Genomic DNA, 18,909 nt, shown 5'->3' with positions numbered 1-18,909 from the left:
CGCGCGCGGGCCGCGCGGGCTCAGGAGCGGGCCACCGGTGCGGATACGGTGGGAACAGGTGCCGCGGCGGCCGACCCCCGTCGGCCCCGGGCACCGGCACCGGGGTCCCGCCCCGCTGTCGCCCCGTAAGTCCTGGAAGGAAGATGTGATCAGGGTGTTTGTGCAGGTCGGCACTGTCATCGGGAGTGCGGGGTAGGACGCATGCATATCGTGATCATGGGCTGTGGCCGGGTGGGCGCGGCGCTCGCCCAGACCCTGGAACAACAGGGGCACACGGTCGCGGTCGTCGACCAGGACCCCACCGCCTTCCGCCGCCTGGGCGCGGGCTTCGGCGGGCGCCGGGTGACCGGCGTCGGCTTCGACCAGGACACCCTGCGCGAGGCGGGCATCGAGGAGGCCGGGGCCTTCGCCGCGGTCAGCAGCGGCGACAACTCCAACATCATCGCGGCCCGGGTCGCCCGGGAGATGTTCGGTGTGGAGAACGTGGCGGCCCGCATCTACGACCCCCGCCGCGCCGAGGTCTACCAGCGCCTGGGCATCCCGACCGTGGCCACCGTCCGCTGGACCGCGGACCAGATGCTGCGGCGGCTGCTGCCGTCCGGCGCGGAGCCGCTGTGGCGGGACCCCAGCGGAGGGGTGCAGCTGGCCGAGGTGCACACCTCCCCCTCCTGGGTGGGCCACAAGGTCAGCAGGCTCCAGGAGGAGACCGGAGTGCGGGTCGCGTTCCTCACCCGGCTCGGCGAGGCGATGCTGCCGACCTCCGAAACGGTGCTTCAGGAGGGCGACCTGGTGCATGTGATGATGCGCACCGACGAGGTGGAGACGGTCGAGGCGGCGTTCGAGAAGGGTCCCGAGGAGGTGACCCGGTGAGCGACGCACACCCGGCCACCGGGCCGCACCCGACGACGAAAGCCGCATCTCCGCGCCGTGCGGGCGGCAGTCACATCAGCCGCCGGCGCGGCGGGGCGAACAAGGAGGCACCGTGAGGGTCGCCATTGCCGGTGCGGGCGCCGTGGGGCGCTCCATCGCGAGTGAGCTGCTGGAGAACGGGCACGAGGTGCTCCTGATCGACAAGGCGCCGACCGCCATCTCGGTGGAGCGGGTGCCGCAGGCCGAGTGGCTGCTGGCCGACGCCTGCGAGATCACCTCGCTGGACGAGGCGGCGCTGCAGCGCTGCAACGTGGTCATCGCGGCCACCGGCGACGACAAGGTCAACCTGGTCGTCTCGCTGCTCGCCAAGACCGAGTACGGGGTCCCCCGGGTGGTCGCCCGGGTCAACAACCCCAAGAACGAGTGGCTGTTCAACGAGGCGTGGGGCGTCGATGTCGCCGTCTCCACCCCACGTCTGATGTCGGCGCTGGTCGAGGAGGCGGTGAGCGTCGGCGATCTGGTGCGGCTGCTCCGCTTCAGCCACGGCGACGCCAATCTGGTGGAGCTGACGCTGCCGCCGGAGGCGGCGCTGGTGGGCACGCGGGTCGGCGATGTGGAGTGGCCGGAGGACACCACGCTGGTGACCATCATCCGCGGCACCCGTGTGCTGACCCCGAACAAGGACGATGTGCTGGAGGCCGGTGACGAGCTGCTGTTCGTCGCGGCCCAGGCGCGCGAGGAGCAGCTCGAGCAGCTCCTGTCCGTCCAGCGCCAGGACGCCGCCGGCTGACCGGTTTCCGGGCTTCCGGGCTCCCGGCGCGGTTCGGGAGTCCGGAGCCCGGGGCGGCGGGCCTCAGTGCCGGGGCGGCGGCTGCCGGTCGGCCGATTCGGTACGGGCCTCGGTCACGATCTGGTCGGTCCACTCCGAGAGGAGCGGCTCGGCGGCCTGCTCGGCGTCGGACGACGTCCGCTCCCGCTCGGCCTTCTCCGCCGCCTCCATCTCCGCGATGACGTCGATCGGCGGCGGGGCCTTGGCGAGGAAGATCCAGGTCAGATAGACGCAGAGCAGGAACGGCGGGATGCCGAGAGCGACCTTGACCCAGCCGAGCTGGGTGGCGTCCCCCCACCAGTAGAGCGGGAACAGCACCGCCGACTTGGCCAGCAGGATCAGCCCCCACGCCCAGGTGGACCGGGTGTAGGCGCGGAACCGGCCGGGGTTGCGGGTGCGCCAGGAGAGGTTCTCCTTCAGCATCGGCCCGAGCAGCACCCCGATCAGCGGGTAGCGGAAAATCGCGGAGAGGATGTAGGCGATCGCCAGGCCCAGGGTGTAGAGCATGCCCGGCAGATAGAAGTTCTTCGCATCGCCGGACATCATCGCGAAGATCGCGCCGAACGCGACCCCGAAGACCCCGCTGAAGGCGTGCTTCAGCGTCTCCTTGCGCACCAGCCGGACGAGCCCGAGCAGCACGGTGAGCCCGAGCGCGGCGATGGCGGCGAGGTGGATGTCGCGCTTGATCGTGTACAGCAGGACGAAGACCAGACCGGGGACGGTGGTGTCCACCATGCCCCGCACCCCGCCGAACGCCTCCAGGAGCGCGGTGTCCGCCGCCGCCCTGCTGTCGGCGGCGGTGCGGCGGTGCCCGGTCGGGGTCGTCTTGTCGTCTGACGTCACCGGCTACTCCTGTCCGAGCGGTCGGAGTTCGTACTTCGGATTGAACAGCACCCGGCGCCCATGGCTCATGGAGATCCGGCCCGAGGCGATCAGCTTGCGCCCGGGTTCTATGCCGATGATGGAGCGACGGCCCAGCCACACCACGTCCAGCGCGGCGGTGCCGTCGAAGAGCTCCGCCTCCAGCGCGGGGACTCCGGCCCGCGGCCTGAGCGTCACCGTGCGCAGCGTGCCCGTCACCTTGACGATCTGGCGGTCACCGCAGTCGCCGATCTTGGTACAGCCCGCGGCCTCCGCGTCCTGCTGGAGCTCGGCCGAGTGCAGTTCCTCCTGGGAGCTCGACAGCCGGTCCAGCATCCGCCGGAACCGGCCGGCCGGCTTGTCACCCTTGTCGGCCCTGTCTCCCTTGTCAGCCCCGTCGGAGGGGTGGCGTACGGAACTCATACGGCCAGCGTACCGGTGAGCCCCCGGCGAAACGCCGTCCCCGCACTCATCGCTCGAACCGGTAGCCCATCCCCGGCTCGGTGATGAAGTGGCGCGGATGCGAGGGGTCGGCCTCGAGCTTGCGGCGCAGCTGCGCCATGTACACCCGCAGGTAGTTGCTCTCGGTGCCGTACGAGGGGCCCCAGACCTCCTGGAGCAGCTGCTTCTGGCTGACCAGCCGGCCCGGGTTGCGCACCAGGACCTCCAGCAGATGCCATTCGGTGGGGGTCAGCCGTACGTCACGGCCGTCGCGATGGGCCTTCTTGGCCGCCAGGTCGACGGTGAACGCGTCGGTCCGCACCACCACCGAGTCGTCCGGCCGCCCGGCGGGCTCGGCGCGGCGGACGGCGGCCCGCAGCCGGGCGAGCAGCTCGTCCATGCCGAACGGCTTGGTGACGTAGTCGTCCGCCCCGGCGTCGAGGGCCTCGACCTTCTCGTCGGAGGTCTGCCGGGCGGAGAGCACCAGGATCGGCACACGGGTCCAGCCCCGCAGCCCCTTGATCACCTCCACCCCGTCCATATCGGGCAGGCCCAGGTCGAGCACGATCACATCGGGATGGCGGGCGGCGGCGAGCCGCAGGGCGGTGGCGCCGTCGGCGGCGGCGTCCACCTCGTACTTGCGCGCCTTCAGGTTGATCACGAGGGCGCGTACGATCTGCGGCTCGTCATCCACCACGAGCACCCGGTTCATCCGGCGGCCTGCCTTTCCGTTCTGTTGTGCTGGTGTGCCTGTCCGTTGTGCTGGTGGGCCCGGTGTTCCGGCGGCCCCGAGCGCGCTCACGAGACGGCCTGGGCCGGAAGGCCGGGGGCGGCCGGCGGGCGGCCGGGCGCGGCACGCAGCGTGAGCACCATCGTCATCCCACCGCCCGGGGTGTCCTCGGCGGTCAGCCGGCCGCCCATGGCCTCGGCGAAGCCGCGGGCGACGGCGAGCCCGAGGCCGACCCCGGCACCGCGCGGGGCGTCCCCATACCGCTGGAACGGCTCGAAGATGCGGTCCTTCTCGCTGTCCGGCACGCCCGGCCCGCCGTCGGCGACGCGCAGCTCCACGCGGTCGCCGAGGGCGCTGGCGGACACCAGGACGGGGCGGTCCGGCGGGCTGTACTTCACCGCGTTCTCGACGATGTTGGCGACGCCGCGCTCCAGGAGCCCTGGGTCGACCGCGACCATCGGCAGCTGCTCGGGGATGTCGAGGGTGACATCGGCCTCCGGGACGCCGACGAGCGCCATCGGCACCACCTCGTCCAGGTCGATCTCCCGGATGAGCGGGGTGACGGTGCCGGTCTGGAGCCGGGACATGTCCAGCAGATTGCCCACCAGGTGGTCCAGCCGGTCGGCGCCGTCCTCGATGCCCGCCAGCAGCTCGGCCTCGTCCTCCGCCGACCAGGCGACGTCATCGGAGCGCAGGGAGCTGACGGCCGCCTTGATGGCCGCCAGCGGGGTGCGCAGATCGTGGCTGACGGCGGCGAGCAGCGCGGTGCGGATGCGGTTCCCCTCGGCCAGCTCACGGGCCTGCTCGGCCTCCTGGGCCAGCCGCTGCCGGTCGAGGACCACGGCGGCCTGGGCGGCGAAGGCGGCGAGCACCCGGCGGTCCTCGGCGGGCAGGACCCGGCCGGAGAGGGCGAGCGCCATATGGTCACCGACCGGCATGTCCACCTCCGCGTCCTCGGGCCGCTGCGGCGGCGGGGTGCCGCCGTGGCCGCCGACGCTGCCCGCGCAGGTCCAGGGGGCGACATCGCTCTCCCGCTCCAGCAGCGCCACCGTGTCCATCGCGAACGTCTCGCGGACCCGCTCCAGCAGCGCCTCCAGGCTGGTCTCGCCACGCAGCACGCTGCCCGCGAGGAAGGACAGTATCTCGGACTCGGCGCGCAGCCGGGCGGCCTGGTGGGTGCGGCGCGCGGCCAGGTCGACCACGGAGGCCACGGAGACGGCCACCGCCACGAAGATCGCTATGGCGACGATGTTGTCCGGGTCGGCGATGGTCAGGGTGTGGGTGGGCGGGGTGAAGTAGTAGTTGAGCAGCAGCGATCCGACGGCCGCCGAGCCGAGCGCGGGCACCATGCCGCCCAGCAGGGCCGCCAGCACATTGAGGAACAGGAAGAGCAGCACCTCGTTGGCGAAGCCGGGCCCGGCCTCGGAGGCGAGGGTGGCCCCGGTGCCGGTGAGCAGCAGCGTCAGCAGGACCGGCCCGGCCACCCCGACCGCCCAGCCGGCGATCAGCCGGGAGCGGCCGAGCCGGGCGCCGCGCGCGACCGGCAGCCCGCGGCCCTTGGCCACCTCCTCATGGGTGACGATGTGGACGTCCAGGTCGGGCCCGGAGTCACGGGCGACGGTGGCGCCGACACCGGGACCGAAGACGTACTGCCAGGTCTTGCGGCGGCTGGAGCCGAGCACGATCTGGGTCGCGTTGACCCCGCGGGCGAACTCCAGCAGCGCCCCCGGGATGTCCTCCCCTATGACGTGGTGGAAGGTGCCCCCGAGGTCCTCGACGAGGGTGCGCTGGACCGCCAGCTCCTTGGGCGAGGCCGAGGTCAGGCCGTCGCTGCGGGCGATGTAGACGGCGAGGATCTCGCTGCCGGAGCCCTTGGCGGCCATCCGGGCGGCCCGGCGGATCAGCGTCCGCCCCTCCGGGCCGCCGGTCAGTCCGACGACGATGCGCTCCCGCGCCTGCCAGGTGGAGCGGATGGAGTGCTCGTCGCGGTACTGCTGGAGGTATTCGTCGACCCGGTCCGCGGTCCACAGCAGGGCCAGTTCGCGCAGCGCGGTCAGGTTCCCGGGCCGGAAGTAGTTCGACAGCGCGGCGTCGACCTTGTCGGGTGCGTAGATGTTGCCGTGCGCCATACGGCGGCGCAGCGCCTGGGGCGACATGTCGACCAGCTCGATCTGGTCGGCCCGGCGCACCACCTCGTCCGGAACGGTCTCCCGCTGGCGTACCCCCGTGATCGACTCCACCACGTCCCCCAGCGACTCCAGATGCTGGATGTTGACGGTGGAGACGACGTCGATGCCCGCCCGCAGCAGCTCCTCGACGTCCTGCCAGCGCTTGGCGTTGCGGGTGCCGGGGACGTTGGTGTGGGCGAGTTCGTCCACGAGCGCGACGGCGGGGCGGCGCGCCAGCACCGCGTCCACGTCCATCTCGGTGAAGGTGCTGCCCCGGTACTCCAGCTCCCGGCGGTCCACCTCCTCCAGCCTGTGCATCAGCACCTCGGTGCGCCGGCGGCCGTGGTGCTCCACGAAGCCGACCACGAGGTCCGTGCCCCGCTCGGCCCGCCGGTGCCCCTCGGACAGCATCGCGTACGTCTTGCCGACGCCCGGTGCCGCACCGAGGTAGATCCGCAACTTTCCGCGTCCCATGTGCCTAGTTTCCCTGTCGGCCGGCGCCTCAGCGCTGGGTGAGCTCCTGCGGAGCGACCCCCTGGAGCAAACCCCCGCCGCGGCCGGACCGGCCGTCCCTTGACGGCCCCCTTACGGCCGTCGGCGCCCTTTTGACGCGCCCTTGACGCCCGGCGCCCCGTCCCTGGTGAAACCCCGTGCGACAAGCCGGTGGGCCGTACTCCGCGGAGAAGAGTACGGCCCACCGGCGGACGCTCACATCGGGCCGGCCTGACGCCGTCGGCTCACCCGGACGCGAGCGCGCAGCCCGCCAAGGCATCGAGACCGGAGGGGGCGGTCGAGCCCTGGCGGGAGAACGCGAGTTCGATGCGGTCGATGGTCGAGGCGCGCTTGTCCTTCAGCGGACCCAGGATGGCGTTCCGTACGAAGTCCGGGCCGCCCTCGCCCGCGGAGGACGCCAGCCGCTTGCCGGCCTCGTCGATCTGCGTCCGGAGCAGCGCGATATCGCGGTCCACCTCGGCCTGTGCGGCGGTCGGCACGCCGCTGAGCCGAGAGGCGACGTCCGGGCAGCTGATCGTCTGGCCGGAGCCCGCCCCGGCCCCGCCGCCCTGCCCGGCCCCGGAGCCGGTTGCCGCCGCGCCGTCCGACAGGGTGCACTCGGCGAGCGCGTCGAGCCCCGTCGGCTTCTCGGCATGCCGTCCGATGGAGATCGCGATGCGGTCCAGGGTGGACTTCCGCTTGTCCGCCAGGGGCCCGAGGATGGCGTTCCGTACGAAGTCCGGGCCGCCCTCGCCCGCGGAGGACGCCAGCCGCTTGCCGGCCTCCGCTAGCTGGGTGTCCAGGAGGGCGAGGTTGCGGTCCACCTCGGCCCGGGACGCCGCCGGGATCTCGGGGAGGGAGCCGGCGACGGCGGGGCAGCTGATGGCCGGGGCCGCCCCGGCCGACGCATCGGCGCCGCCGCCCTGACCGGCCATGGCGGCTCCCACCACGACGGCCGCACAGGTGATGCCACCGATCGCGCCGGAGAGGAGGATTCTCCGGCGGTGCGGTAACCGAAGGCCACGCGACATCTGATCACTCACCTCGTCGGGGTCGGACAGCGGGTGTGACTCGCGGCTCGCCCCTCTCCCCCTGAGAGCGTCACGAGGTCTCGCGCCCATGAGTACGGCCGGTGCGGCGGGTGTGTTCAACGCGTCGCGGGAAGAGGCTCAGGAAGAAGGCTCAGAGAAGCTCCGGGAAACGCCGCAGGGGCCCGGGGCCCTGCCCCGGGCCCCTGCGGACCTTGGCTTCCCTGCCGTGCGCGACGGCGCGGCTCAGCGCACCTCGGAGATCTCCGGGCCGCGCTGGAGCCGGTCGGCACCGCCCGCGAACCGCGAGCCCTGCGCCTGGTCCTGCTGCACCCCGTCGGGCACCATCTGCGCGTCGTTCGGCAGCTTGAGGACGATCGGATCGCGCGGGGCCATCGGGCCCTCGCCGCGCACCACGACCGTGTCCCGGAAGATCGCTTCCAGGAGACTGCCGGTCTCGGGCTGCACCGCGCCCTGCCCGGAGATCACTCCGCGCAGGAACCAGCGGGGCCCGTCCACGCCGACGAAGCGGACCACCTGCACACCGTTCTTGCCGTCCGGGAGCTGCACCGGCACCTGGGCGCGCAGCTCCCAGCCGAGCGGGCCCTCGACCTCGTCCACGACCCCGCCCTGCTGGGTGATGCCGGTGGCGATCTCGTCGCGCACCTCGCCCCAGATGCCTTCCTTCTTGGGCGCGGCGAACGCCTGGAGCTGCACGGCGCTGTCCCGCAGCACCACGGTCGCGGCGACGATCGCGTCCCCGGCGACCTCCACCCGCAGCTCCATGCCCTCGACGCCGGGCACGAACAGACCGCCGAGGTCCACCCGGCCCTCGCCGGGCTCGCGCACCTCGGACACGTCCCAGGGGCCTTCGGGGCGCGGGGCCGGCGGCAGGCTCACCCGGCCGGTCTCCGCGGATGCGCCGGTGTCCTCAGCGCCGTCCGCGTCCTTCGCGTCCTCGGCCAACTCCTCGGAGGCCACGTCGAGCGACTCGACGTCCTCCTTGCTGCTGCGCTTGCGGCGACGTCCGAACACGTCATCGTCCTTCCCGGTCGGAACCGACCGAAGCGTATCTATTCCCGCCCGTTGCCCTACCCGTTGTGCCGTCCACGGCGGCATGACCGCCGGTGGACCCGAAGCCCCCTTCGGCCCGCGCCGACCCGGGAAGCTCCGCCACCTCCTGGAAGCGCACCTTCTCGACCTGCTGGACGACCAATTGGGCGATCCGGTCGAAGCGCTCGAACCGCACGCTCTCGCGCGGGTCCAGGTTGACCACGATCACCTTGATCTCTCCACGGTACCCGGCATCGATGGTCCCCGGGGCATTCACCATGGCGACGCCGCAGCGCGCGGCGAGTCCGGACCGTGGATGCACGAAGGCGGCATACCCCTCCGGGAGCGCGATAGACACTCCGGTGGGCAGAACCGCGCGCTCCCCGGGGGCCAGCTCGGCCGCCTCGGTGGTGACCAGGTCGGCCCCCGCGTCGCCGGGGTGGGCGTACCCGGGGAGCGGGACCTCGGGGTCCACCCTGCGGATCAACACGTCGACGGGTACCGGGCTCATGAGGTCCTTACTGTTTCGTCCGCCGCCCCGCCCGCGAGACGCGACGGCGCGGCCTGCGTCATCGTCCTCGGCCGGGCGGACCCGCGTGCGCCGCTCACGGGTTCACCTCGAAGGCGCGCGCGACCCTCACCTGATCCGGATCGGCGAGCGCCGCGTCGATCTCCTGCGCCCGGCCGTTCTCGATGAAGTGGTCGACCCGCACCTCTATGAAGAGGGCCTGGGCCCGCACCGCGAGGCTGCCGTCCGGGCCGCCGATCCGGCCCGTGGCCGAGCAGTAGATCTTACGGCCGTGCACGGCGGTCACCCGTGCCTCCAGGTACAGCTGGGCGCCGACGGGCACGGGCCGCACGAAGTCCGTCTCCAGCCGCCCGGTCACCGCGATCACCCGCTGTAGCCAGTTGAGCGAACCGAGCGTCTCGTCCAGCGCCGCGGCCAGCACCCCGCCGTGGGCCAGGCCCGGTGCGCCCTGGTGCCCGGAGCGCACGGTGAACTCGGCGGTGACGCTCACGCCCTCGCCCGCCCGTGCGCTCAGCCCCAGGCCCCGCGCCTGGTCGCCACAGCCGAAGCACTGGTCGTAGTGCGCGCCGAGGGGCTCCCCGGGCGGGGGCGCGTCGGGATGGCGCACCGGCGCCGTGGCGCCCTCCGGCGGCGTCAGCCCTGTCGTTCGTCCAGTCACAACGGCTGACCTTACCCGCGAGAACACCCCGGATCGGCGGCCATGCCAAGCTGATACGTATGCAGCGTTACGAAGAACGCCTCAGCGCGCCCCGTTCCTGGTGGTTCATCGCCTTCCTGATCGGGGTCTCGGTGGGATTGATCATGCTGCCGTTCGGCACCCTGCCGATGCTCGGCGGGCTGATCGGTGGTGCGGCACTGGCCTGTGTCGCGGTGAGTTCCTACGGCTCGGCGCGGGTGCGTGTGGTGGCGGACTCGCTGGTGGCGGGCGATGCGAGGATTCCGGTGTCGGCCCTGGGGACCCCGGAGGTGCTGGACGCCGCCGAGGCGACCGCCTGGCGGACGCACAAGGCCGATCCGCGGGCGTTCATGCTGCTGCGCAGCTACATCCCGACCGCGCTGCGGGTGACCGTCACTGATCCGGAGGACCCAACTCCGTATGTGTATGTGTCCACGCGGGACCCGGAGGCGCTCGCCGCCGCGCTCACGGCCGTGCGCTCCGCGTGACCGGGCGCGTGCCGAGGGTCACTTCACCTGGGGCAGCGAAAGGTCCCAGGGGGTCTGCTTGATCCGCAGGTCCTTGCGGACCCTGCGCGCGAGCCTCTTGGTGTCGCGCCGGTTCATCGCGGCTCCCACGGTCGCGCCGACCATGAAGGGCGCCAGGACCGGCAGGTTCCGGAAGCTGCGTCTGAGGATCTGCTGCCGCAGCTCCCGCTTCATCTGGACGCCGAGGGCCGCGTTGACGCTCGCCGGCACGGTGACGTCGATACCGCGCTCGTCGGCCCAGGCCCCGAGATAGGCGAGGCCGCGCTGGCGCGCGGTGCCGGGCGCACGCACTCCGTAGACCTCGTGCAGCTCGGCGATCAGCTTGATCTCCACGGCTGCCACGCCGACGATCTCGGCGGCCAGCTCGGTGGGCATGGCGGGCGGGGCCGGCAGCATCGCCGCGGCGCCAACGCCCGCACCCACGGTGGAGGTGCCATGGGCGGCACCTGCCACCAGCTTGTCCGCGAGCTCTTCGGGGCCCAGCCCCGGGAACTGCCGACGCAGAGTCGCGAGGTCGCGGACCGGGACGCGTGGAGCGTTCGCGATGATCCGGTCGGCGACCGCGTGAACCCCCGCTCTCGCACGCTCACCGCCGCGTCGCACGCCGTGGCGGACGGCGGTCGCGAGCGAGGCCGTCCGGCCTCGCTCGACATACGCCTCGTCCACGTCGTCGTGCTCCGCCTCCACGCCGACCCCGCGGCTCAGGCCGCGCAGTCGCGGCAGATCGGCTGGCCGTTCTTGGTCTCGCTGGCCAGCTGACTGCGGTGGTGCACGAGGAAGCAGCTCATGCAGGTGAACTCGTCCGCCTGGCGAGGCAGCACCCGAACGGACAGCTCCTCGTTCGAGAGATCCGCGCCGGGCAGCTCGAGGCCCTCCGCCTGCTCGAACTCATCCACGTCGACGGTGGACGCGGACTTGTCGTTCCGCCGGGCCTTCAGTTCCTCGATGCTGTCCTCGTTGACGTCATCGTCGGTCTTGCGTGGGGTGTCGTAATCCGTTGCCATGTCGCTCTCCCCCTCTGGGTGTCTGCGGTGTCTCCAGCGCACGTAACGCGTGAGAGGCCGGACTTGTGCCCGACCCGAGGCGGAGATTTTGCCTCACATCAAGGTCTGTTACTCAATCGACACCCAACCGCACCCCTGAAGAGGTGATCGGGTTGGATGGCCATCGGGACCGTACACGGTCCGAATGTCGCACTCGCATGCGCCATGACGTGTACTTCCCGTGATCACGGCCCCCGAAAACCCGGATTTTCCCGGCTTTCCGTCAACCGCGACGATCACTCAGTGTATATGGCCGGAAAATCGCCCATGTGATCGATCACACACCTTACAGATGGTGGGCGGATCACGAAAATTCCGCCCAAAGCGAACACACCCCGGGCGCGTCCCGACCCCGGTCTCTCCGGCCTCAGACCGGGAGTACCACCCGCATCACCAGGCCGCCTCCCTCGCGCGGCTCCGCCGCGATCCTGCCGCCGTGGGCGCGCGCCACCGAGCGCGCGATCGACAGCCCGAGACCGACGCCCTTGTCGCTGCCGGTGCGCTCGGTACGCAGCCTGCGGAACGGTTCGAAGATGTTGTCCATCTCATAGGCCGGGACGACCGGGCCGGTGTTCGCGACCACCAGCACCGCCTGGCCCTGCCGGCTCTCGGTGGTGACCTCCACCCATCCGTCCGTGGCCACGTTGTAGCGCACCGCGTTCTGCACGAGGTTCAGCGCGATCCGCTCCAGCAGCACCCCGTTGCCCTGGACCACCGCGGGACCGCGGTTTCCGCGCAGCTCCACGCCCTTGTCCTCGGCCTCCGCCCGGACCTGCTCCAGCGCCTGGGAGGCGACCTCGGCGAGATCCACCGGCTTGCGGTCGACGATCTCGTTGTCGCTGCGGGCCAGCAGCAGCAGGCCCTCCACCAGTTGTTCGCTGCGCTCGTTGGTGGCCAGCAGGGTCTTGCCCAGCTGGGTCAGCTCCGGCGACGCCTGCGGGTCCGAGAGCTGCACCTCCAGCAGGGTGCGGTTGATCGCCAGCGGGGTGCGCAGCTCATGCGAGGCGTTGGCGACGAACCGCTGCTGGGCGGTGAACGCCCGGTCCAGCCGCTCCAGCATCTCGTCGAAGGTGTCGGCGAGCTCCTTGAGCTCGTCGTCCGGGCCGTCCAGCTCGATCCGCCGGGACAGGTCCGAACCCGCCACCTGGCGCGCGGTCCGGGTGATCCGGCCGAGCGGCGAGAGCACCCGCCCGGCCATCGCGTAGCCGAAGGCGAAGGCGATCACGGACAGGCCCAGGAGGGCGATCAGGGAGCGGCGCAGCAGCCCGTCCAGGGCCAGCTGGCGCTGCTCCTTCATGCAGGTGTTCAGCACCGCGTTGAACTGGTCGGGGCTGCTCTGGCCGATGATCTCGGGACAGGTGTTGTTGGTCGGCTGGACACTGCCGCCGACCAGCTTGAACGGCAGCTCGTTGCCCACGTGCAGGGCCTGGGCGGCCAGCAGGTAGATGATCGTCAGCAGCACCACCCCGGCGATCAGGAACATCCCGCCGTACAGCAGGGTGAGCCGTATCCGGATCGTGGGGCGCAGCCAGGGGTTGGGGCGCGAGCCGTGCTGCGGGTCCCAGCTGGGCTTGGGCGGCACCGTCGGCGGCAGTGGGGTCGGAGTCGTCGCCATGCCGGATCAGATCCGGTAGCCCGAGCCGGGCACGGTGACGATCACCGCGGGCTCGCCGAGCTTGCGGCGCAGGGTCATCACGGTCACCCGGACCACGTTGGTGAACGGGTCGGTGTTCTCGTCCCACGCCTTCTCCAGCAGCTGCTCCGCGGAGACCACGGCGCCCTCGCTGCGCATGAGCACTTCGAGGACCGCGAACTCCTTCGGGGCGAGCTGGATCTCCTTGCCGTCCCGGAACACCTCACGGCGGTTGGGGTCCAGCTTGATCCCGGCGCGCTCCAGCACGGGCGGCAGGGCGACGGTGGTCCGGCGGCCGAGCGCGCGGACCCGCGCGATCAGCTCGCTGAACGCGAAGGGCTTGGGGAGATAGTCGTCCGCGCCGATCTCCAGGCCCTCCACGCGGTCGCTGACGTCACCGGAGGCGGTGAGCATCAGGACACGGGTGGGGATGCCGAGTTCGACGATCTTGCGGCATACGTCGTCGCCGTGGACGAGGGGCAGGTCCCGGTCGAGGACGACGACGTCGTAGTCGTTGACGGCGATCCGCTCCTGGGCGGCGGCTCCGTCATACACGACGTCGACGGCCATGGCCTCCCGGCGCAGTCCGGTGGCCACCGCATCGGCGAGCAGCTGCTCGTCCTCGACGACGAGTACACGCACGTCGTTAGTCCTTCCTTCATTGCCGCAGTGGGCGTGTTGCCGCAGTGGGCGTGATCTCGCCAAACTCCATGAGCGTCCGGCGCCTCCATCCTGCCTCGAAGTCTCATAAACCGGCGGTAAGAGGGATCGTCGCGGGATCTTGCGGCCGGTGCGGGGGGGGCGGCCGCGCGGGGCGGGCGGACCCGGGAAGACCGATTTCAGATTCTTTTGGCGGCCGAGGTTTCCGCCGAGGACGGGGTGGGGAGGACGACTGCACACCCGCGATCACGCCCTGTCTCCGGCATCCCCTTGGTTGTCCTTGCCGTCGGCAGGGGCCACGCACGTGATCGTCCCACCGTCGGCACACCCCCGTGCCACCGACCCACGATGAGGGGGCGCAACATGGACGCGTTCACCGCAGGCATTCTGCAGCGCATAGAAAACACCAAGTCCGATCTCATTCGCGCCCGTGAGACGGGCGACGATTTCCTTGTGGACGTGGAGCAGTCGGAGCTGGAAGACCTCCGTCGCCTCGCCGCCGAGCACGGTGTCGAAGTAAGCGCCTCGTTTGCCTGATCCCGTGGTGGATTCCGGACCCGATCCAGATCCGGAATCCACGTAGCCGATTCCCTTTCACCGCCGGATGTGATCCAGAAAACATCCGGTCAGCACGCCGAAGCGCTCCGGTGTCCTCATGGCACCGGAGCGCTTTGACGTGCCCAGCGGCCGGGGGCGCGGTCAGTCGTGCCAGGCGCCCAGGTCCTCCAGAAGCCGCTGCAACGGCTCGAAGAGGCCGGAAGGGGCGGCGACGGTCAGCTCCGTGGCGGCCGGGGTGCCCGGCCGTCCTCCGGTGAGCGCGCCCGCCTCACGCGCGATCAGCGCCCCGGCCGCGAAGTCCCAGGGGTTGAGCCCGCGCTCGTAGTAGCCGTTCAGCCGGCCGCAGGCCACATCGCACAGGTCGATGGCGGCCGATCCGCCGCGCCGGATGTCCCGCACCCGCGGCAGCACCTCCTGGAGGACCCTGGCCTGCCCGATACGGCGCTCGCGCACGTACCCGAAGCCGGTGCCGATCAGCGACTCCTCGAGCGGGGGCGCGGGGCGGCAGTGCACCGGCTCCCCGTTCAGCCGGGCGCCCTGGCCCAGGACCGCCTGGAAGGTCTCGCCGCGCACCGGGGCGATCACCACCCCGACGACCGTCTCGCCGTCCTTCTCGGCGGCGATGCTGACCGCCCACGACGGCAGGCCGTAGAGGTAGTTCACGGTGCCGTCGAGCGGGTCGATCACCCAGCGCACACCGCTGCTGCCCGCGCTGCTGGCGCCCTCCTCCCCCAGCACCCCGTCCTGCGGGCGGCGGCGCGCGAGGAGGTCGGTGATCAGCTTCTCGGCGGCGATGTCCATCTCGGTGACGACGTCGATCGGGCTGGTCTTGGTGGCCGCCACCCCGAGGTCGGCCGGACGGCCGTCGCGCAGCAGGTCAGCCGCGCCGCGGGCGGCCTCCAGCGCCGTGTCGAGGAGTTCGGTCATGAGCGGGTCGGTCATCGTGCTCCTTGGTGGAATACCCGCCAGGGACGAGCGGTGGCGGGCCGGGAACGGTGGGGCGGGCGCGCTCAGTCGGACCCCGCGGCGGCGGGGCGCGGCGACCGGGCCGGACAGCAGCCCACCGGGCACACGTCGTGGCTCGGGCCGAGGGCGCCCAGGGCGCAGCGCTCCGGGGCGGCCGCCGCCCGGTCCTCGGCGAAGCGCTCGGCGGCCGCGCGCTCCAGCACCAGATCGCGCACGCCCGCCGCGAACCGCGGATCGGCGCCGACGGTCGAGGCGCGGGCGACCGGCAGACCGAGCTCGGCGGCCTTGGCCGCGGCCTCGGTGTCGAGGTCGTACTTGACCTCCATGTGGTCCGAGACGAAGCCGATCGGGACCATGACGACGGCGGGCACGCCCTCGCCGTGCAGCTCCTCGAGGTGATCGCAGATGTCCGGTTCCAGCCAGGGGATGTGCGGCGCGCCGCTGCGCGACTGGTAGACCAGCCGCCAGGGGTGGTCGATGCCGGTCTCCGCACGCACCGCGTCGGCGATCAGCCGGGCGACATCGAGGTGCTGGGCGACATAGGCGCCCCCCTCGCCGTGCTCGGTGTGCGCCTCCACCGGGCCCGAGGTGTCGGCGGCGGCGGTCGGGATGGAGTGCGTGGTGAAGGCGAGATGGGCCCCGGCGCGCCGCTCTTCGGGCAGCTGGGCGAGCGCGGTCAGCGTGGCGTCCACCATGGGCCGGACGAAGCCGGGGTGGTTGAAGTAGTGCCGCAGCTTGTCGACGCGCGGCAGCGGCAGGCCCTCGCCCTCCAGGGCGGCCAGGGAGTCCGCGAGGTTCTCCCGGTACTGGCGGCAGCCGGAGTACGAGGCGTAGGCGCTGGTGGCCAGCACCAGGATGCGGCGGTGGCCGTCGGCGACCATCTCGCGCAGGGTGTCGGTCAGATACGGCGCCCAGTTGCGGTTGCCCCAGTAGACCGGCAGGTTCAGGCCGTGTTCGGCGAAGTCCTCGCGCAGCGCCGCCAGCAGCTCGCGGTTCTGCGCGTTGATCGGGCTGACCCCGCCGAAGAGGAAGTAGTGCCGGCCGACCTCCTTCAGCCGCTCGCGGGGGATCCCCCGCCCGCGCGTGACGTTCTCCAGGAACGGCACCACGTCCTCGGGGCCCTCCGGCCCGCCGAAGGAGAGCAGCAGCAGTGCGTCATAGGGGTCGGGGGATGGCTGTACTGACTGATCCGGCATGCTCCCGATCCTGCCACCAGCCCCTGACGGGCGGAAAACGGCCCTGGGCGCGCCGGTGCCGGGACCGTAATCTGTATCAGCTTCTACGATCCTTACCCTGCTCACCGGCGGAGCCTGCCTTGTCCAGTACCAGCCCCTACCGCGCGATCTTCGCCGCCCCCGGTGCCAAGGAGTTCTCCGCGGCCGGTCTCCTGGGGCGGATGACGCTGTCCATGGCGGGCATCGGCGTGGTCACCATGGTCTCCGAACTCACCGGCCGGTATGGGCTGGCGGGCGCCCTGTCGGCCACGCTGGCGCTCTCCGCCGCCGTCGCCGGCCCGCAGATCTCCCGGCTGGTCGACCGGCACGGCCAGCGCCGGGTGCTGCGACCGGCGACCCTGGTGGCGCTCACCGCCGTCGCCGGGCTGCTGCTGAGCGCGCACTGGGGCTGGCCGGACTGGACGCTGTTCGTCTTCGCCGCCGGGGCCGGCTGTGTGCCCAGTGTCGGTTCCATGGTGCGGGCCCGCTGGGCGGCGATCTACGGGGGCTCCCCGCGGGAGCTGCACGCCGCGTACGCCTGGGAGTCCATCGTCGACGAGGTCTGCTTCATCGTCGGGCCGGTCGTCTCGATCGGGCTGTCCACCTCCTGGTTCCCGGAGGCGGGCCCGCTGCTGGCCGCCTGCTTCCTGGCGGCCGGGGTCTTCTCGCTGACCGCGCAGCGGGCCACCGAGCCCGTACCGCATCCGCGCGGGCACCACACCGGCGGTTCGGCGCTGCGCTCGCGCGGGCTCCAGGTGCTGGTGGCCACCTTCGTGGCGCTCGGGGTGATCTTCGGGGCGATCGACGTGGTGACGGTGGCCTTCGCCGAGGACGAGGGCCACAAGGGCGCGGCGAGCCTGGCCCTCTCGGTGTACGCGCTGGGCTCCTGCCTCGCGGGCGCGGTCTTCGGGCTGCTGCGCCTGAAGGGATCGGCGGCCCGTCGCTGGTTGTGGGGAATTTGTGCGATCGCCGTGAGTATGATCCCGCTCCAACTGGTCGGGAACCTGCCGTTCCTGGCCGTGGCGCTCTTCGTCGCGGGCCTGGCCATCGCACCCACGATGGTCACCACCATGGCCCTCGTCGAACGGCACGTACCACGCGCGCATCTGACCGAGGGCATGACCTGGGTGAGCACCGGGCTCGCGGTCGGGGTGGCGCTCGGCTCGTCGGCCGCCGGAGGGGTGGTGGACGCGGCCGGCGCCCGTGCGGGGTACGCGGTGCCGGCCGTGGCCGGGGCGCTCGCGGCGGCGATGGCGTTCCTCGGGTACCGCCGGCTCCGGCCGGCGCCACAGCGGGAGGGGTCGGGTACGGATGACCGTAAAGACCGTGCGGAGCAGCGTGTGGCGTAACTGGGCGGGGAATGTGACCGCCCGCCCGGTGCGGAGCGTGGCCCCGTCGTCCACCCAGGAGCTGGCCGAGCTGATCCGCCGGGCCGCGACGGAGGGGCTGAAGGTGAAGGCGGTGGGCACCGGGCACTCCTTCACCACCGTGGCCGCCACCGACGGGCTGCTGATACGCCCGGACCGTATGGCGGGCGTGCGCGGGCTGGACCGCGAGGCGGGGACCGTGACCGTCGCGGCCGGCACACCGCTGCGGCAGCTCAACGAGACGCTGTCGGCCCATGGGCTGTCGCTGGTCAATATGGGCGACATCATGGAGCAGACGGTGGCCGGGGCGACCGCCACGGGCACCCATGGCACCGGCCGGGCCAGCGCCTCGATCGCCGCCCAGATCAAGGGCCTGGAGCTGGTGACGGCGGACGGTTCGGTGCTGCGCTGCTCCGCGGCGGAGCACCCGGAGATCTTCGCGGCCGCCCGGATCGGGCTCGGTGCGCTCGGTGTGGTCAGCGAGATCACCTTCGGTGTGGAACCGGAGTTCCTGCTCACCGCGCGTGAGGAACCGATGCCCTTCGACCGCGTGATGGCCGATTTCGATCAACTCGTGGCCGAGAATGAGCACTTCGAGTTCTATTGGTTCCCGCACACCGGAAACTGCAACACCAAGCGGAACAACCGCAGCACCGGCCCCGCCGCCCCGGTGGGCCGGCTCAGCGGCTGGGTGGACGACGAACTGCTCTCCAACGGCATCTTCCAGGTGGCCTGTTCGGTGGGCCGGGCGGTCCCCGCCACCATCCCCGGAATCGCCAAGATCTCCAGCCGCGCCCTGTCCGCCCGGACCTACACGGACATCCCTTACAAAGTCTTCACCTCTCCGCGCCGGGTGCGGTTCCTGGAGATGGAGTACGCGGTGCCGCGCGAGGCCGCGGTCACGGTGCTGCGCGAGCTCAAGACGGCCGTCGAGCGGTCCGGTGTGCGGGTCAGCTTCCCGGTGGAGGTACGCACCGCGCCCGCCGACGACATCCCGCTGTCCACCGCCTCCGGACGCGAGACCGCCTACATCGCCGTCCATCTGTACCGGGGCACCCCGCACCGGGCGTACTTCACGGTGGCCGAACAGATCATGATCGCGCACGGCGGCCGTCCGCACTGGGGCAAACTGCACAGCCGCGACGCCGCCTATCTGGCCGGGGTCTATCCACGGTTCGGCGAGTTCACGGCCCTGCGCGACCGGCTGGACCCGGACCGGCTGTTCACCAACGACTATCTGCGGCGGGTACTCGGCGACTGACCC

Annotated in this window: 20 protein-coding genes; 6 read left to right on the top strand and 14 right to left on the bottom strand. The window is 71.8% G+C overall.

The annotated features are described in order from the left end of the window. Nucleotides 1-201: 201 nt before the first annotated feature. Together N6H00_RS29545 and N6H00_RS29540 are read left to right on the top strand one after the other, a co-directional pair. A complete protein-coding gene (locus tag N6H00_RS29545) occupies nt 202-870 on the top strand; it encodes a potassium channel family protein (protein ID WP_268974870.1) in 669 nt (222 codons plus the stop codon). Nucleotides 871-982: 112 nt separating this feature from the next. Next, nucleotides 983-1,660, top strand: coding sequence for a potassium channel family protein (locus N6H00_RS29540; protein WP_030834322.1), 678 nt, complete (start codon nt 983-985; stop codon nt 1,658-1,660). A 63-nt stretch (nt 1,661-1,723) separates the two neighbouring features. On the opposite strand, the gene N6H00_RS29535 is transcribed toward N6H00_RS29540, so the two are convergent. The 8 genes from N6H00_RS29535 to N6H00_RS29500 all read right to left on the bottom strand — a co-directional run bounded on the left by N6H00_RS29535 (nt 1,724) and on the right by N6H00_RS29500 (nt 9,659). After that, nucleotides 1,724-2,542 (bottom strand): DUF3159 domain-containing protein, encoded by an 819-nt coding sequence (locus N6H00_RS29535; RefSeq protein ID WP_268974869.1) that lies wholly within the window; start codon nt 2,540-2,542, stop codon nt 1,724-1,726. 3 nt (nt 2,543-2,545) lie between these two features. Further along, nucleotides 2,546-2,896, bottom strand: a complete 351-nt coding sequence (locus N6H00_RS29530; protein WP_037962343.1) for an OB-fold nucleic acid binding domain-containing protein — start codon at nt 2,894-2,896, stop codon at nt 2,546-2,548. 133 nt (nt 2,897-3,029) lie between these two features. Continuing rightward, nucleotides 3,030-3,713 carry a response regulator gene (locus tag N6H00_RS29525; RefSeq protein ID WP_268974868.1) on the bottom strand — a complete coding sequence of 228 codons (684 nt, stop codon included), beginning with the start codon at nt 3,711-3,713 and terminating at the stop codon, nt 3,030-3,032. 86 nt (nt 3,714-3,799) lie between these two features. Beyond that, nucleotides 3,800-6,373 (bottom strand): sensor histidine kinase, encoded by a 2,574-nt coding sequence (locus N6H00_RS29520; protein WP_268974867.1) that lies wholly within the window; start codon nt 6,371-6,373, stop codon nt 3,800-3,802. 263 nt (nt 6,374-6,636) lie between these two features. Next, entirely contained in the window at nt 6,637-7,422 is a 786-nt protein-coding gene (locus tag N6H00_RS29515; RefSeq protein ID WP_268974866.1) for a hypothetical protein, read from the bottom strand. A 243-nt stretch (nt 7,423-7,665) separates the two neighbouring features. After that, nucleotides 7,666-8,454, bottom strand: a complete 789-nt coding sequence (locus N6H00_RS29510) for a DUF3710 domain-containing protein (protein WP_268974865.1) — start codon at nt 8,452-8,454, stop codon at nt 7,666-7,668. A gap of 1 nt (nt 8,455) precedes the next feature. Beyond that, nucleotides 8,456-8,983 (bottom strand): dUTP diphosphatase, encoded by a 528-nt coding sequence (gene dut / locus N6H00_RS29505; protein ID WP_268974864.1) that lies wholly within the window; start codon nt 8,981-8,983, stop codon nt 8,456-8,458. Between the two features lie 94 nt (nt 8,984-9,077). Further along, the gene (locus N6H00_RS29500; protein ID WP_268974863.1) at nt 9,078-9,659 is read right to left on the bottom strand and encodes a PaaI family thioesterase; all 582 of its coding nucleotides are present in this window, start codon (nt 9,657-9,659) and stop codon (nt 9,078-9,080) included. Nucleotides 9,660-9,718: 59 nt separating this feature from the next. Here N6H00_RS29500 and N6H00_RS29495 point away from each other — a divergent pair, with 59 nt between their 5' ends. After that, nucleotides 9,719-10,165 carry a DUF3093 domain-containing protein gene (locus N6H00_RS29495; protein WP_268974862.1) on the top strand — a complete coding sequence of 149 codons (447 nt, stop codon included), beginning with the start codon at nt 9,719-9,721 and terminating at the stop codon, nt 10,163-10,165. A gap of 18 nt (nt 10,166-10,183) precedes the next feature. Here the strand turns inward: N6H00_RS29495 and N6H00_RS29490 are convergent, their stop codons facing one another. The 4 genes from N6H00_RS29490 to N6H00_RS29475 all read right to left on the bottom strand — a co-directional run bounded on the left by N6H00_RS29490 (nt 10,184) and on the right by N6H00_RS29475 (nt 13,522). Continuing rightward, entirely contained in the window at nt 10,184-10,987 is an 804-nt protein-coding gene (locus tag N6H00_RS29490; RefSeq protein ID WP_443073247.1) for a hypothetical protein, read from the bottom strand. Beyond that, the gene (locus N6H00_RS29485; protein WP_268974861.1) at nt 10,906-11,208 is read right to left on the bottom strand and encodes a DUF4193 domain-containing protein; all 303 of its coding nucleotides are present in this window, start codon (nt 11,206-11,208) and stop codon (nt 10,906-10,908) included. Before N6H00_RS29485 ends, N6H00_RS29490 begins: the two co-directional genes overlap by 82 nt. Nucleotides 11,209-11,614: 406 nt before the next feature. Continuing rightward, on the bottom strand, nt 11,615-12,862 hold the full coding sequence (locus N6H00_RS29480; protein WP_268974860.1) for a sensor histidine kinase: 1,248 nt from the start codon (nt 12,860-12,862) through the stop codon (nt 11,615-11,617). A 6-nt stretch (nt 12,863-12,868) separates the two neighbouring features. After that, entirely contained in the window at nt 12,869-13,522 is a 654-nt protein-coding gene (locus N6H00_RS29475; RefSeq protein WP_268974859.1) for a response regulator transcription factor, read from the bottom strand. Nucleotides 13,523-13,903: 381 nt separating this feature from the next. Here N6H00_RS29475 and N6H00_RS29470 point away from each other — a divergent pair, with 381 nt between their 5' ends. After that, on the top strand, nt 13,904-14,077 hold the full coding sequence (locus N6H00_RS29470; protein ID WP_020867951.1) for a hypothetical protein: 174 nt from the start codon (nt 13,904-13,906) through the stop codon (nt 14,075-14,077). A gap of 162 nt (nt 14,078-14,239) precedes the next feature. On the opposite strand, the gene N6H00_RS29465 is transcribed toward N6H00_RS29470, so the two are convergent. Beyond that, nucleotides 14,240-15,040 (bottom strand): inositol monophosphatase family protein, encoded by an 801-nt coding sequence (locus N6H00_RS29465; RefSeq protein WP_268974858.1) that lies wholly within the window; start codon nt 15,038-15,040, stop codon nt 14,240-14,242. Between the two features lie 68 nt (nt 15,041-15,108). Then, the gene (locus N6H00_RS29460) at nt 15,109-16,260 is read right to left on the bottom strand and encodes a ferrochelatase (protein WP_268974857.1); all 1,152 of its coding nucleotides are present in this window, start codon (nt 16,258-16,260) and stop codon (nt 15,109-15,111) included. Nucleotides 16,261-16,379: 119 nt separating this feature from the next. Between N6H00_RS29460 and N6H00_RS29455 the strand changes: the two genes are divergently transcribed. Both N6H00_RS29455 and N6H00_RS29450 read left to right on the top strand, forming a co-directional pair. Further along, entirely contained in the window at nt 16,380-17,627 is a 1,248-nt protein-coding gene (locus tag N6H00_RS29455) for an MFS transporter (protein WP_268974856.1), read from the top strand. Then, nucleotides 17,590-18,906: a D-arabinono-1,4-lactone oxidase gene (locus N6H00_RS29450; protein WP_268974855.1), complete on the top strand. Its 1,317-nt coding sequence runs from the start codon at nt 17,590-17,592 to the stop codon at nt 18,904-18,906. The genes N6H00_RS29455 and N6H00_RS29450 overlap by 38 nt, the downstream gene beginning before the upstream one ends. Nucleotides 18,907-18,909: the final 3 nt, after the last annotated feature.

Origin of the sequence: Streptomyces sp. S465 (assembly GCF_026898115.1) — a bacterium.
Classification (GTDB): Bacteria; Actinomycetota; Actinomycetes; order Streptomycetales; family Streptomycetaceae; genus Streptomyces; species Streptomyces luomodiensis.
The sequence above is the reverse complement of the archived record's forward strand: the minus strand, read 5'-3'. Positions and strand labels throughout refer to the sequence as shown.

What these genes read in the sequence shown, in the direction of transcription:
- N6H00_RS29450 (WP_268974855.1), top strand. Translation starts at nt 17,590, where the DNA reads ATGACCGTAAAGACCGTGCGGAGCAGCGTGTGGCGTAACTGGGCGGGG.
- N6H00_RS29485 (WP_268974861.1), bottom strand. Translation starts at nt 11,208, where the DNA reads ATGGCAACGGATTACGACACCCCACGCAAGACCGACGATGACGTCAAC.
- N6H00_RS29470 (WP_020867951.1), top strand. Translation starts at nt 13,904, where the DNA reads ATGGACGCGTTCACCGCAGGCATTCTGCAGCGCATAGAAAACACCAAG.
- N6H00_RS29545 (WP_268974870.1), top strand. Translation starts at nt 202, where the DNA reads ATGCATATCGTGATCATGGGCTGTGGCCGGGTGGGCGCGGCGCTCGCC.
- N6H00_RS29520 (WP_268974867.1), bottom strand. Translation starts at nt 6,373, where the DNA reads ATGGGACGCGGAAAGTTGCGGATCTACCTCGGTGCGGCACCGGGCGTC.
- N6H00_RS29480 (WP_268974860.1), bottom strand. Translation starts at nt 12,862, where the DNA reads ATGGCGACGACTCCGACCCCACTGCCGCCGACGGTGCCGCCCAAGCCC.
- N6H00_RS29465 (WP_268974858.1), bottom strand. Translation starts at nt 15,040, where the DNA reads ATGACCGACCCGCTCATGACCGAACTCCTCGACACGGCGCTGGAGGCC.
- N6H00_RS29460 (WP_268974857.1), bottom strand. Translation starts at nt 16,260, where the DNA reads ATGCCGGATCAGTCAGTACAGCCATCCCCCGACCCCTATGACGCACTG.
- N6H00_RS29530 (WP_037962343.1), bottom strand. Translation starts at nt 2,896, where the DNA reads ATGCTGGACCGGCTGTCGAGCTCCCAGGAGGAACTGCACTCGGCCGAG.
- N6H00_RS29495 (WP_268974862.1), top strand. Translation starts at nt 9,719, where the DNA reads ATGCAGCGTTACGAAGAACGCCTCAGCGCGCCCCGTTCCTGGTGGTTC.
- N6H00_RS29515 (WP_268974866.1), bottom strand. Translation starts at nt 7,422, where the DNA reads ATGTCGCGTGGCCTTCGGTTACCGCACCGCCGGAGAATCCTCCTCTCC.
- N6H00_RS29525 (WP_268974868.1), bottom strand. Translation starts at nt 3,713, where the DNA reads ATGAACCGGGTGCTCGTGGTGGATGACGAGCCGCAGATCGTACGCGCC.
- dut (WP_268974864.1), bottom strand. Translation starts at nt 8,983, where the DNA reads ATGAGCCCGGTACCCGTCGACGTGTTGATCCGCAGGGTGGACCCCGAG.